General features: G+C 73.0%; 16 protein-coding genes. 11 read left to right on the forward strand and 5 right to left on the reverse strand.

The window, feature by feature from the left end:
- The first annotated feature begins 36 nt into the window (after positions 1-36).
- From KRR39_RS07815 to KRR39_RS07825, 3 genes are read left to right on the forward strand one after another with little or no spacing between them, the layout of a single operon-like run.
- On the forward strand, positions 37-1,362 hold the full coding sequence (locus KRR39_RS07815) for a DUF2252 domain-containing protein (RefSeq protein ID WP_216941482.1): 1,326 nt from the start codon (positions 37-39) through the stop codon (positions 1,360-1,362).
- Between the two features lie 40 nt (positions 1,363-1,402).
- Positions 1,403-2,242 carry an SDR family oxidoreductase gene (locus KRR39_RS07820; protein WP_216941483.1) on the forward strand — a complete coding sequence of 280 codons (840 nt, stop codon included), beginning with the start codon at positions 1,403-1,405 and terminating at the stop codon, positions 2,240-2,242.
- Positions 2,243-2,245: 3 nt separating this feature from the next.
- Entirely contained in the window at positions 2,246-2,740 is a 495-nt protein-coding gene (locus tag KRR39_RS07825) for a DinB family protein (protein ID WP_216941484.1), read from the forward strand.
- On the opposite strand, the gene KRR39_RS07830 is transcribed toward KRR39_RS07825, so the two are convergent.
- Positions 2,737-3,351, reverse strand: coding sequence for a CG0192-related protein (locus KRR39_RS07830; protein WP_216941485.1), 615 nt, complete (start codon positions 3,349-3,351; stop codon positions 2,737-2,739). The two genes, KRR39_RS07825 and KRR39_RS07830, sit on opposite strands and share 4 nt — an antisense overlap.
- A 29-nt stretch (positions 3,352-3,380) precedes the next feature.
- A complete protein-coding gene (galK, locus tag KRR39_RS07835; protein WP_254185595.1) occupies positions 3,381-4,562 on the reverse strand; it encodes a galactokinase in 1,182 nt (393 codons plus the stop codon).
- Between the two features lie 175 nt (positions 4,563-4,737).
- On the opposite strand from galK, the gene KRR39_RS07840 reads away from it, so the two are divergent.
- The 5 genes from KRR39_RS07840 to KRR39_RS07860 all read left to right on the forward strand — a co-directional run bounded on the left by KRR39_RS07840 (position 4,738) and on the right by KRR39_RS07860 (position 9,269).
- Positions 4,738-5,115 carry an ankyrin repeat domain-containing protein gene (locus tag KRR39_RS07840; RefSeq protein ID WP_216941487.1) on the forward strand — a complete coding sequence of 126 codons (378 nt, stop codon included), beginning with the start codon at positions 4,738-4,740 and terminating at the stop codon, positions 5,113-5,115.
- Between the two features lie 101 nt (positions 5,116-5,216).
- Entirely contained in the window at positions 5,217-6,536 is a 1,320-nt protein-coding gene (locus KRR39_RS07845) for an SAM-dependent methyltransferase (protein WP_216941488.1), read from the forward strand.
- Entirely contained in the window at positions 6,536-7,366 is an 831-nt protein-coding gene (locus KRR39_RS07850; RefSeq protein WP_216941489.1) for a DUF1295 domain-containing protein, read from the forward strand. The genes KRR39_RS07845 and KRR39_RS07850 overlap by 1 nt, the downstream gene beginning before the upstream one ends.
- Positions 7,363-7,725 (forward strand): peroxiredoxin, encoded by a 363-nt coding sequence (locus KRR39_RS07855; protein ID WP_302053558.1) that lies wholly within the window; start codon positions 7,363-7,365, stop codon positions 7,723-7,725. Before KRR39_RS07850 ends, KRR39_RS07855 begins: the two co-directional genes overlap by 4 nt.
- A gap of 107 nt (positions 7,726-7,832) precedes the next feature.
- The gene (locus tag KRR39_RS07860) at positions 7,833-9,269 is read left to right on the forward strand and encodes a GuaB1 family IMP dehydrogenase-related protein (RefSeq protein WP_216941490.1); all 1,437 of its coding nucleotides are present in this window, start codon (positions 7,833-7,835) and stop codon (positions 9,267-9,269) included.
- A gap of 109 nt (positions 9,270-9,378) precedes the next feature.
- On the opposite strand, the gene KRR39_RS07865 is transcribed toward KRR39_RS07860, so the two are convergent.
- Positions 9,379-9,999, reverse strand: a complete 621-nt coding sequence (locus KRR39_RS07865; protein WP_216941491.1) for a LysR substrate-binding domain-containing protein — start codon at positions 9,997-9,999, stop codon at positions 9,379-9,381.
- Between the two features lie 27 nt (positions 10,000-10,026).
- Between KRR39_RS07865 and KRR39_RS07870 the strand changes: the two genes are divergently transcribed.
- Positions 10,027-10,767 carry a dienelactone hydrolase family protein gene (locus KRR39_RS07870; RefSeq protein WP_216941492.1) on the forward strand — a complete coding sequence of 247 codons (741 nt, stop codon included), beginning with the start codon at positions 10,027-10,029 and terminating at the stop codon, positions 10,765-10,767.
- 4 nt (positions 10,768-10,771) lie between these two features.
- Here the strand turns inward: KRR39_RS07870 and KRR39_RS07875 are convergent, their stop codons facing one another.
- Entirely contained in the window at positions 10,772-11,560 is a 789-nt protein-coding gene (locus KRR39_RS07875) for an isocitrate lyase/PEP mutase family protein (protein ID WP_216941493.1), read from the reverse strand.
- Between the two features lie 72 nt (positions 11,561-11,632).
- The gene (locus tag KRR39_RS07880) at positions 11,633-13,078 is read right to left on the reverse strand and encodes an LLM class flavin-dependent oxidoreductase (protein ID WP_216941494.1); all 1,446 of its coding nucleotides are present in this window, start codon (positions 13,076-13,078) and stop codon (positions 11,633-11,635) included.
- A 99-nt stretch (positions 13,079-13,177) separates the two neighbouring features.
- Here KRR39_RS07880 and KRR39_RS07885 point away from each other — a divergent pair, with 99 nt between their 5' ends.
- Together KRR39_RS07885 and KRR39_RS07890 are read left to right on the forward strand one after the other, a co-directional pair.
- A complete protein-coding gene (locus KRR39_RS07885) occupies positions 13,178-13,360 on the forward strand; it encodes a hypothetical protein (protein ID WP_216941495.1) in 183 nt (60 codons plus the stop codon).
- A 71-nt stretch (positions 13,361-13,431) separates the two neighbouring features.
- Positions 13,432-14,811, forward strand: coding sequence for a C1 family peptidase (locus tag KRR39_RS07890; protein ID WP_216941496.1), 1,380 nt, complete (start codon positions 13,432-13,434; stop codon positions 14,809-14,811).
- Positions 14,812-14,838: the final 27 nt, after the last annotated feature.

The raw sequence follows: 14,838 nt of genomic DNA on the forward strand, positions 1-14,838 counted from the left end.
CGGTTCGCGGCGGGACCGGCAGGGCAGGATCGGGCCATGGTGACCAAGGCCCAGACCAAGCGGCAGCAGCAGATCGTCGACGTGCTCGACGACGCGTTCTCCGACCTGATGACCGCCGACCCGCACGCCTTCCGCGTGAAGTTCCGCAAGATGGCGGCCGACCCGTTCGCGTTCTACCGGGGCTCGGCCTGCCTGTTCTACGCGGACATGACCACGGTCAAGGACCAGTGGGCCGACGACCGGACCGGGCGGGTGTGGATCCACGGCGACCTGCACGCCGAGAACTTCGGCACCTACATGAACTCCCACGGCCGGATGGTCTTCGACGTCAACGACTTCGACGAGGCCTACATCGGGCACTTCTCCTGGGACCTGCGCCGCTTCGTGGCCAGCCTCGCGCTGATGGGCTGGCAGAAGGCGTTGCCCGACGAGGCCGTCCGCGACCTGGTCGGGAGGTACCTCCGCGCCTACCTCGCGCAGGTCAGCCACTACGCCTCGGTGGCCGAGGACGACGACTTCGCGCTGCACCTGGAGAACACCGACGGACCGGTCAAGGACGTGCTGATCGCGGCTCGCACCGCCAGCCGGGTCGCGCTCCTCGACGGCATGACGAGGTTCGAGGACCACGTGCGCGTCTTCTCCGAGGACGGGACGGTGCGGCGGCTGCCGAAGGCCGAGCGCCGCAAGGTCGAGAAGGCGTTCGCGGCCTACCTGGAGACGATCCCGGAGTCCAAGAAGTACGACCGGGCGCTGTTCTACGACGTGCGCGACGTCGTCGGCAAGTCCGGCTTCGGGATCGGCAGCGCCGGCCTCCCGGCGTACAACGTGCTCGTCGAGGGCTACAGCCAGTCGCTCGACAACGACGTCGTGCTGTCGATGAAGCAGGCCAACGTGCCGGCCGTGAGCCGGTTCGTGGACACCGCCTCGGTGGACCGGTACTTCGACCACGAGGGGCACCGCACGGTGGTCAGCCAGCGTGCCCTGCAGGTGCACACCGACCCGCTGCTCGGCTACACCAGCCTCGACGGCGTCGGGTACGTCGTCTCCGAGATCTCGCCGTACGAGTTCGACCTGGACTGGGGCGAGATCAACGAGCCCGACGAGATGGCCTCCGTGGTGGCGAACCTCGGGCGCGCCACCGCCAAGGTGCACTGCGCCTCCGACGCCGACAGCGACCAGGACCTCGTGGACTTCCAGACCGAGGACGCGATCGTCGCGGTGGTCGAGGGCCGCCGCAAGGAGTTCGTGGCCGACCTGACCGACTTCGCGGTCAGCTACGCGCACCGGGTCCGCACCGACCACGCGCTGTTCGTCGAGGCGTTCCGCGAGGGCCGGATCGGCGGGGTGACGGCCACCGCGTGACCACCCGACCCCGACCCACCCACGACGAGGAGCACCCACGATGACGAGCACCCTGGCCGGCACCACGATGATCATGTCCGGCGGCAGCCGCGGCATCGGGCTGGCGATCGCCCTGCGGGCCGCCAGCGACGGCGCGAACGTGGTGCTGCTCGCGAAGACCAGCGAGCCGCACCCGAAGCTCGAGGGCACCGTGCACACGGCGGCGCAGGAGATCGAGGCGGCCGGCGGGCAGGCGCTCGCGGTGGTCGGCGACGTCCGCGTCGACGACGACGTGGCCCGCGCCGTGGCCGCCGCGGTCGAGCGGTTCGGCGGCATCGACGTGGTGGTCAACAACGCCTCCGCGCTCGACCTGAGCAGCACGCCGGACATCAGCATGAAGAAGTACGACCTGATGCAGGACATCAACGTGCGCGGCACGTTCCTGCTGACCAAGTCCTGCCTGCCGCACCTCGAGCGGTCGACGAACCCGCACGTCCTCACGCTGTCGCCGCCGCTGGACCTGCGTCCCAAGTGGGCCGGCACCTACCTCGCCTACACGATGGCGAAGTACGGCATGAGCCTGACCACGCTCGGCCTGGCCGAGGAGCTCCGGGACCGCGGCATCGCGGTGAACTCGCTGTGGCCGCGCACCCTGATCGCCACCGCCGCGGTGCGCAACCTGCTCGCCGAGGGCGACTCGCTGAGCCGCTCGCGCACCACCGAGATCGTCAGCGACGCGGCGCACGCGATCCTGACCCGCGACGCGCGCTCGTGCACCGGCAACTTCTACATCGACGAGGACGTGCTCGCCGAGGAGGGCGTCACCGACTTCGACCGCTACCGCACCGTGCCCGGTGACGGCCCGCTGGAGACCGACCTGTTCCTCGACCAGGAGGCGTAGACGATGCCCGAGACCCAGCGGGAGCCGGTCCCGCGCACCGACACCGGCGAGCTCGACACCGCGCTGGCGTTCCTGGGGTTCGCGCGCGGCTGCGTGCTGAAGAAGGCGGAGGGCCTCGACGAGGAGCAGCTGCGCCGCCCGCTCGTCGACAGCGGTACGTCGATCCTCGGACTCGTGCAGCACCTCGCCGACGGCGAGCGCTACTGGTTCGGCTACCACCTGGCCGGCGTCGGCGGTCCCGACGACCGGGACTTCTCGATGGTGGTGCCGGCCGACCGGAGCGCCGAGGAGGTGCTCGCGGGCTACCGCGCCGCGATCCGCGACAGCGACGCCGCGATCACCGCGGCCGGCGACCCCGCCCGTCCGGTGGCCGTGCCGGTCGACGGCGAGCCGCTGTCGCTGCGCTGGGTGCTCGCCCACATGACCGGCGAGACCACCCGGCACGCCGGGCACGCCGACATCCTGCGCGAGCAGCTCGACGGGGCGACCGGACGCTAGCCGCGCAGCCCGACGAGCACGCCGGTGCCACCGGGCCAGGTGCCGGTGAGGACCTGGTCGGCCGCCACCTCGGTGCCGACGACGCGCACCAGCACCAGCTCCAGGTCGCCGGCGCGCACCACGGTCGTGGCGCCCGTGTCGCGGGCGGCGACCTCGGTGACGGCGGGGACCGCGGTGCCCGGTGCGCCGCTGCCGCTGACGTAGGCGCTGGGCTCGCGGGGCTCCCGGTGGCCGTCGACGTCGAGGACCTCCTCGACCTGGGTGCCTCCGGTGAGCACGGCCGACACCACGGCCGCCGCCCAGACCGGGTCGGCGGCTGCGTCGTACACCCAGCGGGTGCCGAGCACCGAGTGCTCGGTGGTGCCGACCAGGCGCTCCGCGGCGCCGGGCAGCTCCGCGGACCGGTAGGTGAGCGGCACGTGCAGCACCGTCCCGTCCGGGGCCCGGAGCAGGAACGTCTCGACGCCGACCTCGCCGGCGGGGTCGTCGAACCGGCAGGCGCCGAGCTGCTCGACGTCGCCGGGCCCGTCGTACCAGGGCCGGCCGGGGAGCCAGGCGTTCAGCAGGTCGAGCTTGCCGGGGGTCAGGGTCGCGTCGTAGATGAGAGCCATGGCGCGAGCCTAGGTCCCGGGCGGTCGGGCTAGCGCAGCCGGCGGGCGCCCGGGCTGGGGGGCGCGGTGAGGAACGCGGGGGCGTCCCACCCGCGCCCGTCGTACGTCGCAGCCACCGCCGCCCGCACCTCGTCGACGCGCTCGTCCGGCACCAGGGCGATCGCCGAGCCGCCGAAGCCGCCACCGGTCATCCTGGCGCCGAGCGCCCCGTGCTCGAGGGCGACCTCGACCACCGCGTCCAGCTCGTCGCAGGAGACCTCGTAGTCGTCGCGCAGCGAGACGTGCGACGCGGTGAACGCCCGGCCGAGCGCCTCGAAGTCGCCGGCGCCGAGCAGGTCGACCGCCTCCTCGACCCGGTCGATCTCGGTGAAGACGTGCCGGGTCCGCCGCCGGACCTGCTCGTCCTCGAGGGACTCGAGCGCGGCGGCCTGGTCGGTCACGTCGCGCAGCAGCGCCACGCCGAGGATCCCCGACGCGGTCTCGCAGTCCCGGCGCCGCGCCTCGTAGCCGCCGTCGGTCAGCGAGTGCGAGGCGCGGGTGTCCACGACGAGCAGCGTCAGCCCGGCCGAGGCGGGGTCCCAGGTCACCTGCCGGCTCGACCAGTCGCGGCAGTCGAGCAGCAGCGCCGACGCGGCGCGGCCGAACAGCGCGATCGTCTGGTCCATGCCGCCGGTCGGTGCACCCGCGACGTCCTGCTCGGCGCGCATGCAGGCCTTCACGAGCCGGCCACGCAGGTCGTCGTCGAGGGTGCTCCCGGCCGCCTCCGCGACGGCGATGGCCACCGCGCACTCCAGCGCCGCCGAGCTCGACAGTCCCGCGCCCACGGGGACCCGGCTGTCCACCACGACGTCGAGGCCGCCGACGTCCCAGCCGTCCTGGGCCAGCGACCAGAGCACCCCGCCGGCGTACGCCGCCCAGCCGGTCGCCCGGCCGGGCCCGAACGACTCCAGGGGCCCGGCGAAGGTGTCCGCGGACTGCTTGCTGCGCAGCGTGACCGTGTCGTCCTCGCGCCGGCCCACCGCGGCGTACGTCGCGTGCGGCAGCGCCATCGGGAGGCAGAGCCCGCCGTTGTAGTCCACGTGCTCGCCGATCAGGTTCACCCGGCCGGGAGCCGTGAACACCCCGAGCGGGGCCCGCCCGTGCAGGTCGGTGAACTCGGCGGCGAGCCGGTCGGCGATGGCGTCCGGCTGACCGGGGTCCAGGTTCTCCACGGGCGTCACTGTAGACGGGACTTCCGGAACTGCCGCGTGACCAACCGGTGGCGGCCTCGTTGTACGTCGTGCACAACGGCTCGCGCCCTGACCGGGGGGCAAGACGCGACCGCCCGGACGGGGCCGTGCCGCCACGGCGGACGGCCCCGTTCGTCGCACCTGGGAGACTGGGTGCATGACCGATGCACCCGACGAGCGGCTCGTCGAGCTCGCCCACCAGATGTTCGACCTGGCCCGGCAGGGAGAGGGCGAGCGGCTCGCGGCGTACGTCGACGCCGGCGTGCCCGTCGACCTGACCGACGCCTCCGGCAACACGCTGCTGATGCTGGCGGCCTACCACGGGCACGCCACGACCGTCGCGCTGCTGGCCGCCCGCGGCGCCGACGCCGACCGGGTCAACGACCGGGGGCAGAGCCCGTTGGCCGGCGCGGTGTTCAAGGACGAGCAGGACGTGGTGCGCACCCTCGTCGAGGCCGGCGCGGACCCCGACGCCGGCACCCCCAGCGCGCGGGCCACCGCTGCGATGTTCGGGCGGCCCGACCTCTTCGGGTGAGCGGTGACCGGGTTCACCACCCGTCCCCGGGGGTAGACCCATCCGGGCGGCGCCGTGCGGCGAACCTCCCGGGAGACCACCCGATCTCTGAAAGGCTCCACATGACGCTCACCGACGCGCGCACGCCCGCCGCCGACCCCGGGACGACCCGCGGGGTCGCCCACGAGATGGCCGCCGTGGTCACCCCGCTGTTCGGCGGGACCCTGCCGCTGCGGATCCGCGCCTGGGACGGCAGCGAGGCCGGCCCGGCCGGCGCTCCGACCGTCGTGGTCAACGACTCCGCCGCCCTGCGCCGGCTGGTCTACCGGCCCGGCGAGCTGGGCCTGGCGCAGGCCTACGTCACCGGCGAGATCGACGTCGAGGGCGACCTGCTCGACGGCTTCCGCCGGGTGTGGCAGGCGGTCCGCGAGAGCGGTGCCTCGCCCCGGCTGACTCTGTCCACGGTGCTCGCCGGACTGCGGACGGCCAAGGGGCTCGGCGCCTTCGGCCGGCCGCCCGAGCCGCCCGCCTCCCAGGCCCGGCTGCGCGGCCGGCTGCACTCGCTGACCCGCGACCGGGACGCGATCTCGCACCACTACGACCTCTCCAACGACTTCTACGCGCTGATCCTCGACCCGCACATGGCCTACTCCTGCGCGTACTTCACCCAGGACCCGGCCGACCCGACGTACACCGTCGAGGACGCCCAGCGCGACAAGCTCGACCTGGTCTGCCGCAAGCTCGGCCTGCACGAGGCGGGGCCGGGCCACCGGCACCTCGACATCGGCTGCGGCTGGGGCTCGCTGTCGCTCTACGCCGCCGAGACGTACGGCGTGCAGGTCGTCGGCGTCACCATCGCCAAGGAGCAGAAGGCGTTCATCGACGCCCGGATCGCCGAGCGCGGCCTGCAGGACACGGTGGAGATCCGGCTGCAGGACTACCGCGACGTCCCGGACGGCCCCTACGACACCGTCTCCTCGATCGAGATGGGCGAGCACGTCGGCCAGAAGAACTACCCCGTCTACACGAGCGGCATCCACCGGCTGCTCAAGGACGGCGGGCGTGCGCTGATCCAGCAGATGTCGCGCACCACCCGCCCCGGCGGCGGCCCGTTCATCGAGGCCTTCATCGCCCCCGACATGCACATGCGTCCGGTCGGCGAGACCGTGGACCTCATCGAGCAGGCCGGGCTCGAGGTCCGCGACGTGCACGCGCTGCGGGAGCACTACGTGTGGACCGTCGACGCGTGGTACCGCACGTTCGAGGACAACTGGGACCGCGTGGTGGCGATGGTCGGCGAGGAGGTCGCCCGCGTGTGGCGGCTCTACCTCGTCGGCGGCGCGCTGGCCTTCGAGGAGGGCCGGATGGGCGTGGACCAGATCCTGATGGTCCGCCCGACGCTCTCGGGACGCAGCGGCCTCCCGCGCGTGCGCACCGTCTGATGACCGACTTCCCGACGGGGTCCTTCCTCGGCGCGGTGCCGTTCACCCTGCTCGCGGTCGTCGTGGTGCTCGGCGGCACCTTCCTGGTCGCGCTGCGGCTGGGCCGGCACGCCGTCGTCGACGTCTCCTGGGGCCTCGGCTTCGCGGCGATCGCGGTCGCGGCGTTCCTCGCCTCCGAGGGCGCGGGCGACGGGCTCATCAGCGGCTTCGCGCTGGTGCTCACCGTGGTCTGGGGCGTCCGGCTGGCGGTGCACATCGGGCTGCGCTCCCGCGGCCACGGCGAGGACCCGCGCTACGTCGAGCTGCTCGCCAAGGCCCCCGGCAACCCGCAGCTGTTCGCCCTGCGGCGCATCTACCTCACCCAGGGCGTGGTGATGTGGTTCGTGTCGCTGCCCGTGCAGGTCGCGATGTTCACCCAGGGCGAGGCCAACGCCGCGACCTGGGTCGGCGTGCTGCTCTGGGTGGTCGGCTTCACCTTCGAGACCGTCGGAGACCTCCAGCTCACCCGGTTCCGCAACGACCCGTCCACCAGGGGCCAGGTGCTCGACACCGGGCTGTGGCGCTACACCCGGCACCCGAACTACTTCGGCGACGCCTGCGTCTGGTGGGGCCTGTCGCTCATCGCGTTCAGCGCCTGGCCGGGCGTCCTGACGATCCTCTCGCCGCTGCTGATGACGTGGCTGCTGGCCAAGGGCACCGGCAAGCCGCTGCTCGAGAAGGACATGGCCTCGCGCCGCCCCGGCTACGCCGAGTACGTCCGTCGTACCAGCGGGTTCGTCCCGCTGCCTCCCAAGAAGCACACCGTCGCACCCACAGGAGAAGCATCGTGAAGACCATCGCCGAAGGCACCCGGGCCCCCGACTTCGAGCTGCCCGACGAGAACGGCAACCCGGTGCGGCTCAGCGTGGCGCTGGCCGACGGACCCGTCGTGCTGTTCTTCTACCCGGTCGCGCTGTCCGGCGGCTGCACCAAGCAGGCCTGCCACTTCCGCGACCTGGCCACCGAGTTCAAGGAGCTCGGCGCCCAGCGTTTCGGGATCAGCACGGACTCCGTGGCCAAGCAGAAGGAGTTCTCGGAGGCCAACGGCTTCGACTACCCGCTGCTGTCCGACGAGTCCGGGGAGGTGGCCACCTCGCTCGGCGTGGAAGCGGAAGTACATCACCCCCGTGGAAGCGCGCGACGTTCGTGATCGACACCGACCGGACCATCCGCAAGGTCATCGCCAGCGAGATGAACATGGACGTCCACGCGGACCAGGCGCTCGCTGCCCTCCGGGCCCTGTAGCAGACTGGGCCCGTGCAGTTCTTGAACGAGACCTCCCCGGGCTACGACCTCACCTACAACGACGTCTTCATGGTGCCGCGCCGGTCGGACGTGGCGTCGCGCTACGACGTCGACCTGTCCACCAGCGACGGGACGGGTACGACGATCCCGCTCGTCGTCGCGAACATGACGGCCGTCGCCGGCCGTCGGATGGCCGAGACGGTCGCGCGACGCGGCGGGATCACGGTGATCCCGCAGGACATCCCGTTCGCCGTGGTCCGCGACGTGGTGTCGTGGGTCAAGCAGCGGCACCTGGTGTTCGACACCCCGATCACCCTCGAGCCGCACCAGACCGTGGGCGACGCCATGGCGCTGCTGCCCAAGCGGTCGCACCGGGCCGCGTTCGTCGTCGACGACGGTCGGCCGGTGGGCGTGCTCACCCACGACGACTGCACCGAGGTGGACCGGTTCACCCAGGTGCACCAGGTGATGTCGGCCAACCCGTTGACGCTGCCGGACACCGTCGAGCCCCGGGAGGCCTACGACCGGCTGGAGCAGGCCCGCCGCCGGCTGGCCCCGGTGGTCGACGCCGACGGCCGGCTGGTCGGGGTGCTGACCAAGACCCTGGCACTGCGTTCGACGCTCTACGTCCCCGCGGTCGACGCCCGCGGACGGCTCCGGGTGGCGGCCGCGCTCGGCGTGAACGGCGACGTCAAGGCCAGGGCCGCCGACCTCCTCGAGGCGGGCGCCGACTGCCTGGTCGTGGACACCGCGCACGGCCACCAGGACCGGATGGTCCAGGCGCTCCAGGCGGTCCGGTCCCTCGACCCGCAGGTCCCGGTCGCGGCCGGCAACGTGGTCTCGGCCGACGGCGTCCGGGAGCTGGTCGAGGCCGGCGCGGACATCGTCAAGGTCGGCGTCGGGCCCGGCGCGATGTGCACGACCCGGATGATGACCGGCGTCGGGCGTCCCCAGTTCTCCGCGGTCCTGGAGTGCGCCGCCGCCGCCCGCGAGCTCGGCAGGCACGTCTGGGCCGACGGGGGAGTCCGCTACCCCCGCGACGTCGCGCTGGCGCTGGCCGCCGGCGCCTCCGCGGTGATGATCGGCTCCTGGTTCGCCGGCACCCACGAGTCGCCCGGCGACCTGCACGTGGACGCCGACGGCCGGGCCTTCAAGGAGTCCTTCGGGATGGCGTCGGCCCGCGCCGTCGCGAACCGCACGTCCACCGACAGCTCGTTCGACCGGGCCCGCAAGGGGCTCTACGAGGAGGGCATCTCCTCCTCCCGGATGTACCTCCAGCCAGACCGTCCCGGCGTCGAGGACCTCATCGACGAGATCTGCTCCGGGGTGCGGTCCGCCGCGACGTACGCCGGGGCCCGCTCGCTCGCCGAGCTGCACGAGCGCGCCTGCATCGGCATCCAGTCCGCCGCCGGCTTCAGCGAGGGCCGCCCGCTGCCGATCGGCTGGTAACGCCACCCCCCAGCTGTAACGCGGGGTTATGGACGCTGAACCCCAGGTACGCCGCGTGCGAACCGTCCACACGGCGTGCGGAGCCGGGGTCGCGCGCCGCGCCACGCGGCTAGCGGCCGCGGGTGCTGGTGGCGCGGCGGCCGCGGACCACGCCGATGAACGCCTCGTACCGATCGTCGGTGGCGTCCACCGGCCAGGTCAGCCCGACCTTGGTGGTCGGCACGCCGGTCACCGGGACGGCGACGACGTCCTTGCGGTGGTGCAGCCGGGCCACCGACATCGGCACGATCACGATGCCGGCATCCGCGGCGACGCTCTCCACGGCCTCCCGCAGCGACAGCGTCGGCACCGGGTAGCGGCTGCCGTCGCGCACCTCCGCGGCCACGTCGCGCCACTCCGGGACGTCGTCGGGGTCCTGCAGCAGGTGCTCGTCGGCCAGGTCGGCGACGTCGATCTCGGCGTACGCCGCGACGGGGTGCTCCTTGGCGACCACGACCACCGGCTGCTCGTCGTACAGCGGGATCAGGTGCAGGCCCTCGCGGTCGACGGGGAGCCGCACCAGGCACATGTGCAGCTCGCCGGCGCGGACCATCGCGACGCCGTCCCGGTCCTGGAGGGGCACCAGGTCGAGGGTGCGACGGGGCATCCGTTCGGACCACACCCGCGCCCACTTGTCGGGCATCACGCCGGTCGCGAACCCGACCCGGAAGGCGCCCGCTTTGTCGTCCATGCGGCCAGCGTAGGCAACGATGGAGCCATGAGCGCACTCGACTCCTGGTCACGCGGCAGTCACACCCACGACGGCACCACCCACCCGACCTACCGCAAGGGCAGCGGGCCGGGCGTCGTGATCATCCACGAGATCCCCGGGATGAGCCCGGAGGTGATCGGGTTCGCCGACGAGGTGGTGGCGGCCGGCCACACCGTGGTCATGCCGCACCTGTTCGGCGAGCCGGGTGCGCCCGCCACCGGGGCGCAGGTCGCCAAGGTGCTCCCGAAGCTGTGCGTGAACAAGGAGTTCACCAAGCTCGCGACGGGGGAGACCACCCCGGTCGCCGGCTGGCTCCGGTCGCTGGCCCGGGACCTGCACGCCGAGCTCGGCGGACCGGGCGTCGGCGCGCTCGGGATGTGCTTCACCGGCGGCTTCGCGCTCGCGATGATGGTCGACGACTCGGTCGCCGCACCGGTGCTCTGCCAGCCCAGCGCGCCGTTCGCGATCGGCAGGCGGCGCGGCGCCGACCTGAACCTCTCCCCGGCGGACCTGGAGATCGTCAAACGCCGCGCCGCCCAGGGCTGCTCGGTGCTCGGGCTGCGCTACCGGAAGGACCCGGCCACCGGGACCCGGTTCGACACCCTGCGCCACGAGCTGGGCGACAACTTCATCGCCGTCGAGTTCGAGGGCAGGGGGCACGCCGTCCTCACCGCCCACCGCCAGCAGGAGGCCGTGGACCGGGTCCTCGCGTTCTTCGGCGAGCGGCTGACCGCCGCGGCGGGCTAGCCGGTCAGTTCAGGACCCGCATGTCCGCGGGCACGCCCTCGCCCTGCTGCACGCCCTCGACGAGCTTGGCCAGCGCGGTCAGCGCGACGTTCTGGGACAGCGGGCCGAAGGAGACCCGGGCCACGCCGAGCTCGGCCTGCCGGGCCAGCGACGGGGTGCCGGGGATGGCGATCGTGGTCAGCCGCTGCGGACCGAACGCCTCGACCAGGGCGCTGATCTGCGCCTCGTCGAGCCGGCCGGGCACGAACACCACGGGGGCGCCGGCGTCGAGGAACGCCTTGCCGCGCTCGACGGCGTCGGCGAGCACCTCCGCCTTGTCCCGGTCACCGGCCTTGACGAACGCGTCGGTGCGCGCGTTGAGCACGAAGTCCGGCACGCCCTCGGCGGCCGCGGCCTTCATCACGGCCTCGACCTGGGCGACCGCCTCGGCCAGCGGCTTCATCTGGTCCTCGAGGTTCGCCCCGACGATGCCGACGCCGATGGCCTTGCGGATCGTCTCGGGGGCGTTGCCGTAGCCGCCCTCGAGGTCCGCCGACACCGGCAGGTGCGTCGCGGCGGCGATCCGGCCGACCTCGGCGATCATCTCGTCGACCGGGATGTTCTCGCCGTCCTCGTAGCCGCGGGAGGCGGCGATCGAGTGGCTGGCCGTGGCGAGCGCCCGGGTGCCCTCGACGCCGGTCACGACCTGGGCGCTGATGACGTCCCAGACGTTGACGACGGTGAGCAGCTCGGGGGCCTGGTGCAGGGCGAGCAGGGTGCTGGCGCGGACGGCGGTGTCGGGCTTGTCGGTCACGAGGGGTGCCTTTCGTCGGTGGTGAGTGCTGCAACCCTCCTACCCGCCCCGGACATTCCCCCCACCTGTCCGTCAGGGCAGCATCGCGGCGACGTCCAGCAGGTCCTCGGGCCTGCCCAGGTCGGGCAGCGCCGCGAAGACGGTGTGCACGCCGCGCTCCTCGAGCACCCGGTAGCGGTCCCGGTGCTGCGGGGGCGTGCCCGCGTGGTGCCTCCGGGCGTACGTCGCGGCCGCCGTGCGCCCGCGCAGCCGCTCGACCCGCTCCCACACGTCGTCGCGGTCCCGCCCCACGACCGGCAGGTCGAGCACCGTGACGGCCACCTCGGCGGGGTCCCGGCCGGCCTCCTCGCAGTGCCGGCGCAGCACCGCGGCCTTCTCCTCCACGACGTCGACGGGCACGTTGCAGCCGTCGGCGAGCCGGGCCGCGATCCGGAGCGTGCGACGCTCGCCGGCGCCGCCCACGAGCACCGGCACGTCGTGGACCGGCCGCGGGTAGCACGTGGTCTCGGGCAGGACGACCCGCTGCCCGTCGTACGGCCGGGTGCCGGTGGCCCACAGCGCGCGCATCGTCTCGATCGCCGTCTCGAGCAGGTCCAGCCGCTCGGCGGGCGGCGGGAACGGCAGCCCGAAGGCGAGGTGCTCGCGCTCCCACCAGCCCGCGCCGACGCCGCAGAACGCGCGGCCGCCGGAGATCACGTCGAGGGTGGCGACGGTCTTGGCGGTGATCCCCGGCGGCCGGAAGGTGACGGGGGAGACCAGCGTGCCGAGCCGCAGCCCGGTGTCGAGCCCCGCCAGCAGGCCCAGGGTGACCCAGGGCTCCGGGATCGGCTCCCACGCCGTCCCCACCTGCGGGACCTGGATCAGGTGGTCCATCAGCGCGAGGCCGGCGAACCCGGCCTCGTCGGCGGCGCGGGCGACCCCGGTGAGCCAGGCTGCCGGGTCCTCGCCCCAGGGGAAGCGCGACACCTGGAGCACGACGTCGAGCCCCGACCGGGGGCGCGGCGACCTTGTCTGCGGTCCCTGCGGGACGGGTGCGGCGGCCGGCTCGTCGGTGGTGACCGTCGCGACCCGGTCCCAGCCCTCGGCGTCCAGCGCGAGCCCGCGGAACGCCCGGAGCTGCTCGGTCAGCACCCGCGCGGGCACCGGCCGGTCCCGCGCCGCGTTCCTGCTGCGGCACAGGGCCGGCGGGGTCTCGAAGCCCACCGCCACCGCCGGCAGGCCGTGCGCCCTGGCCAGGTCGAGCCACTCCCGGCGTCGTACGACGTCGAGGCCCAGCGTGTCCACGACGGTGGTCAGCCCGCGCCGCACCCGCCCGGCGACGATCAGGTCCAGCAGCGCGAAGGCGTCACCGGAGGCGTCCAGGTCGTGGCGGCCACTGCCGACCACGCCGCGCAGGTCGTCGGAGGAGACGATCTCCGCGGACCGGAACCGCGCCTGCGCCCACGTCGACTTGCCGGCACCGGAGGCGCCCACGAGCACCACGAGCGCCGGGTCGGGGAGGGACGGGTCCTGCGCCATGCGGGCAGTCTGGCACCGGCGGCGGGCCCGGACCTCAAGAACGGGATCCGGACTGCCGAGACTTCCGACGGCCAGGCTCTACGTCCGGAGAGAGGCACCATGATCGTCGACATCGAGAACGAGACGCTCAAGCAGGAGCTCCGCGAAGGTCTGCTGGAGACGGTCTCGTTCGGCAGCTTCTGCCGCGAGCTCGCCGGGGCCGGCCTCGACGCCGAGCTGCACGACCTCGAGGCGGCCGCCCAGGCGCTGCACTCCGCCGCCCTAGTCCACCTCGGCGCCTGAGGAACCGTATGTAAGGTGCAGACGTCGACGCGAGAGCCCCGTCGAGCCACCGGCACCGAAGCGGAGCAGCCATGCATCAGCCAGCCCCTCGTCCCCACGACTCCACCCTCAGCGAGCAGCAGGCCCGGCTGACCGACGAGGACCTGGCGCGCTACGCCAAGGAGTTCACCACCTCCCCGCAGAACCGGCTGATGCAGAACGCGGTCGCCCAGCGGCCGGTGACCGACGTCGCCCTGGACCGGGGCGTGGTCACCTCCATCGACACGACGGTCTCCCACCGGCTCACCGACCGGAAGGTCTCCGACCAGAAGAAGAGCGGCCGCTGCTGGCTGTTCGCCGGCCTCAACCTGCTGCGCACCGGCACCGCCGCGCGGCTGGGGGTCAAGGACTTCGAGTTCTCCCAGAACCACCTGCTGTTCTGGGACAAGATGGAGAAGGCCAACCACTTCCTCGAGTCCGTGCTGGACACCCGGGACCGTGACGTCGACGACCGGACCGTGGCGCACCTGCTCTCGACGCCGTCCGAGGACGGCGGCCAGTGGAACATGTTCGTCGCGCTCGTCGAGAAGCACGGCCTGGTCCCGCTCTCCGCGATGCCCGAGACGGAGTCGTCCTCGCACACCGCGCCGATGAACGAGGTGCTCTCGCAGGTGCTGCGCAAGGCGGCGCGCGACCTGCGCACGCTCGCCGACGGCGGCGCGGACCTCGAGCGGCTCCGCGAGCACAAGGAGTCCACCCTGGAGGCCGTGCACCGGCTGCTGTCGATCCACCTGGGCACCCCGCCGCAGGAGTTCTTCTGGCAGTGGAGCGACGACGAGAAGAACTTCCACCGCGACGGCGTGCTCACCCCGCGGCAGTTCGCGGAGCGCTACCTCACCGTGCAGCTCGAGGACTACGTGTGCGTCGTGCACGACCCGCGCCCGAGCAGCGAGCCGGGCCGCACCTACACCGTGGAGTACCTCGGCAACGTCGTCGGCGCGCCGCCGGTGGTCTACCTCAACGTCGGGATCGACCTGCTGCGCACGCTCGCGATGGACACCATCGTGGGCGGCGAGCCGGTCTGGTTCGGCTGCGACACCGGCAAGATGTCCCACAGCGAGCTCGGCGTCTGGGACGCGGCGCTCTACGACTACGACGGCGTCTACGCGACCGACCTCTCGATGCCCAAGGCCGACCGGCTGGTCTACCACGACACGCTCATGACGCACGCGATGCTCTTCGTCGGCGTCGACGTGCTCGACGGCGCGCCCCGCAAGTGGCGGGTGGAGAACAGCTGGGGCGACACCCGCGGGGACAAGGGGCTGTTCACGATGAACGACAGCTGGTTCGGCGAGTACGTCTTCGAGATCGCCGTACGGCGCGACGCGCTGCCCGCCGACCTGCGGGGAGCGCTGGACGCCGCACCGGTCGTGCTGCCCGCGTGGGACCCGATGGGCGCCCTGGCCCGCTGAGGGCCGGCCGCACCGGTCTCGCCCGGC

Origin of the sequence: Nocardioides panacis, assembly GCF_019039255.1 — a bacterium.
Classification (GTDB): Bacteria; Actinomycetota; Actinomycetes; order Propionibacteriales; family Nocardioidaceae; genus Nocardioides_B; species Nocardioides_B panacis.

Bases quoted from the DNA above. Each gene is read 5' to 3' on its own strand.
- KRR39_RS07840 (WP_216941487.1), top strand. From the start codon at position 4,738: ATGACCGATGCACCCGACGAGCGGCTCGTCGAGCTCGCCCACCAGATG.
- KRR39_RS07825 (WP_216941484.1), top strand. From the start codon at position 2,246: ATGCCCGAGACCCAGCGGGAGCCGGTCCCGCGCACCGACACCGGCGAG.
- KRR39_RS07830 (WP_216941485.1), bottom strand. From the start codon at position 3,351: ATGGCTCTCATCTACGACGCGACCCTGACCCCCGGCAAGCTCGACCTG.
- KRR39_RS07850 (WP_216941489.1), top strand. From the start codon at position 6,536: ATGACCGACTTCCCGACGGGGTCCTTCCTCGGCGCGGTGCCGTTCACC.
- KRR39_RS07870 (WP_216941492.1), top strand. From the start codon at position 10,027: ATGAGCGCACTCGACTCCTGGTCACGCGGCAGTCACACCCACGACGGC.
- KRR39_RS07815 (WP_216941482.1), top strand. From the start codon at position 37: ATGGTGACCAAGGCCCAGACCAAGCGGCAGCAGCAGATCGTCGACGTG.
- KRR39_RS07845 (WP_216941488.1), top strand. From the start codon at position 5,217: ATGACGCTCACCGACGCGCGCACGCCCGCCGCCGACCCCGGGACGACC.
- KRR39_RS07880 (WP_216941494.1), bottom strand. From the start codon at position 13,078: ATGGCGCAGGACCCGTCCCTCCCCGACCCGGCGCTCGTGGTGCTCGTG.
- KRR39_RS07885 (WP_216941495.1), top strand. From the start codon at position 13,178: ATGATCGTCGACATCGAGAACGAGACGCTCAAGCAGGAGCTCCGCGAA.
- KRR39_RS07820 (WP_216941483.1), top strand. From the start codon at position 1,403: ATGACGAGCACCCTGGCCGGCACCACGATGATCATGTCCGGCGGCAGC.
- KRR39_RS07890 (WP_216941496.1), top strand. From the start codon at position 13,432: ATGCATCAGCCAGCCCCTCGTCCCCACGACTCCACCCTCAGCGAGCAG.
- KRR39_RS07865 (WP_216941491.1), bottom strand. From the start codon at position 9,999: ATGGACGACAAAGCGGGCGCCTTCCGGGTCGGGTTCGCGACCGGCGTG.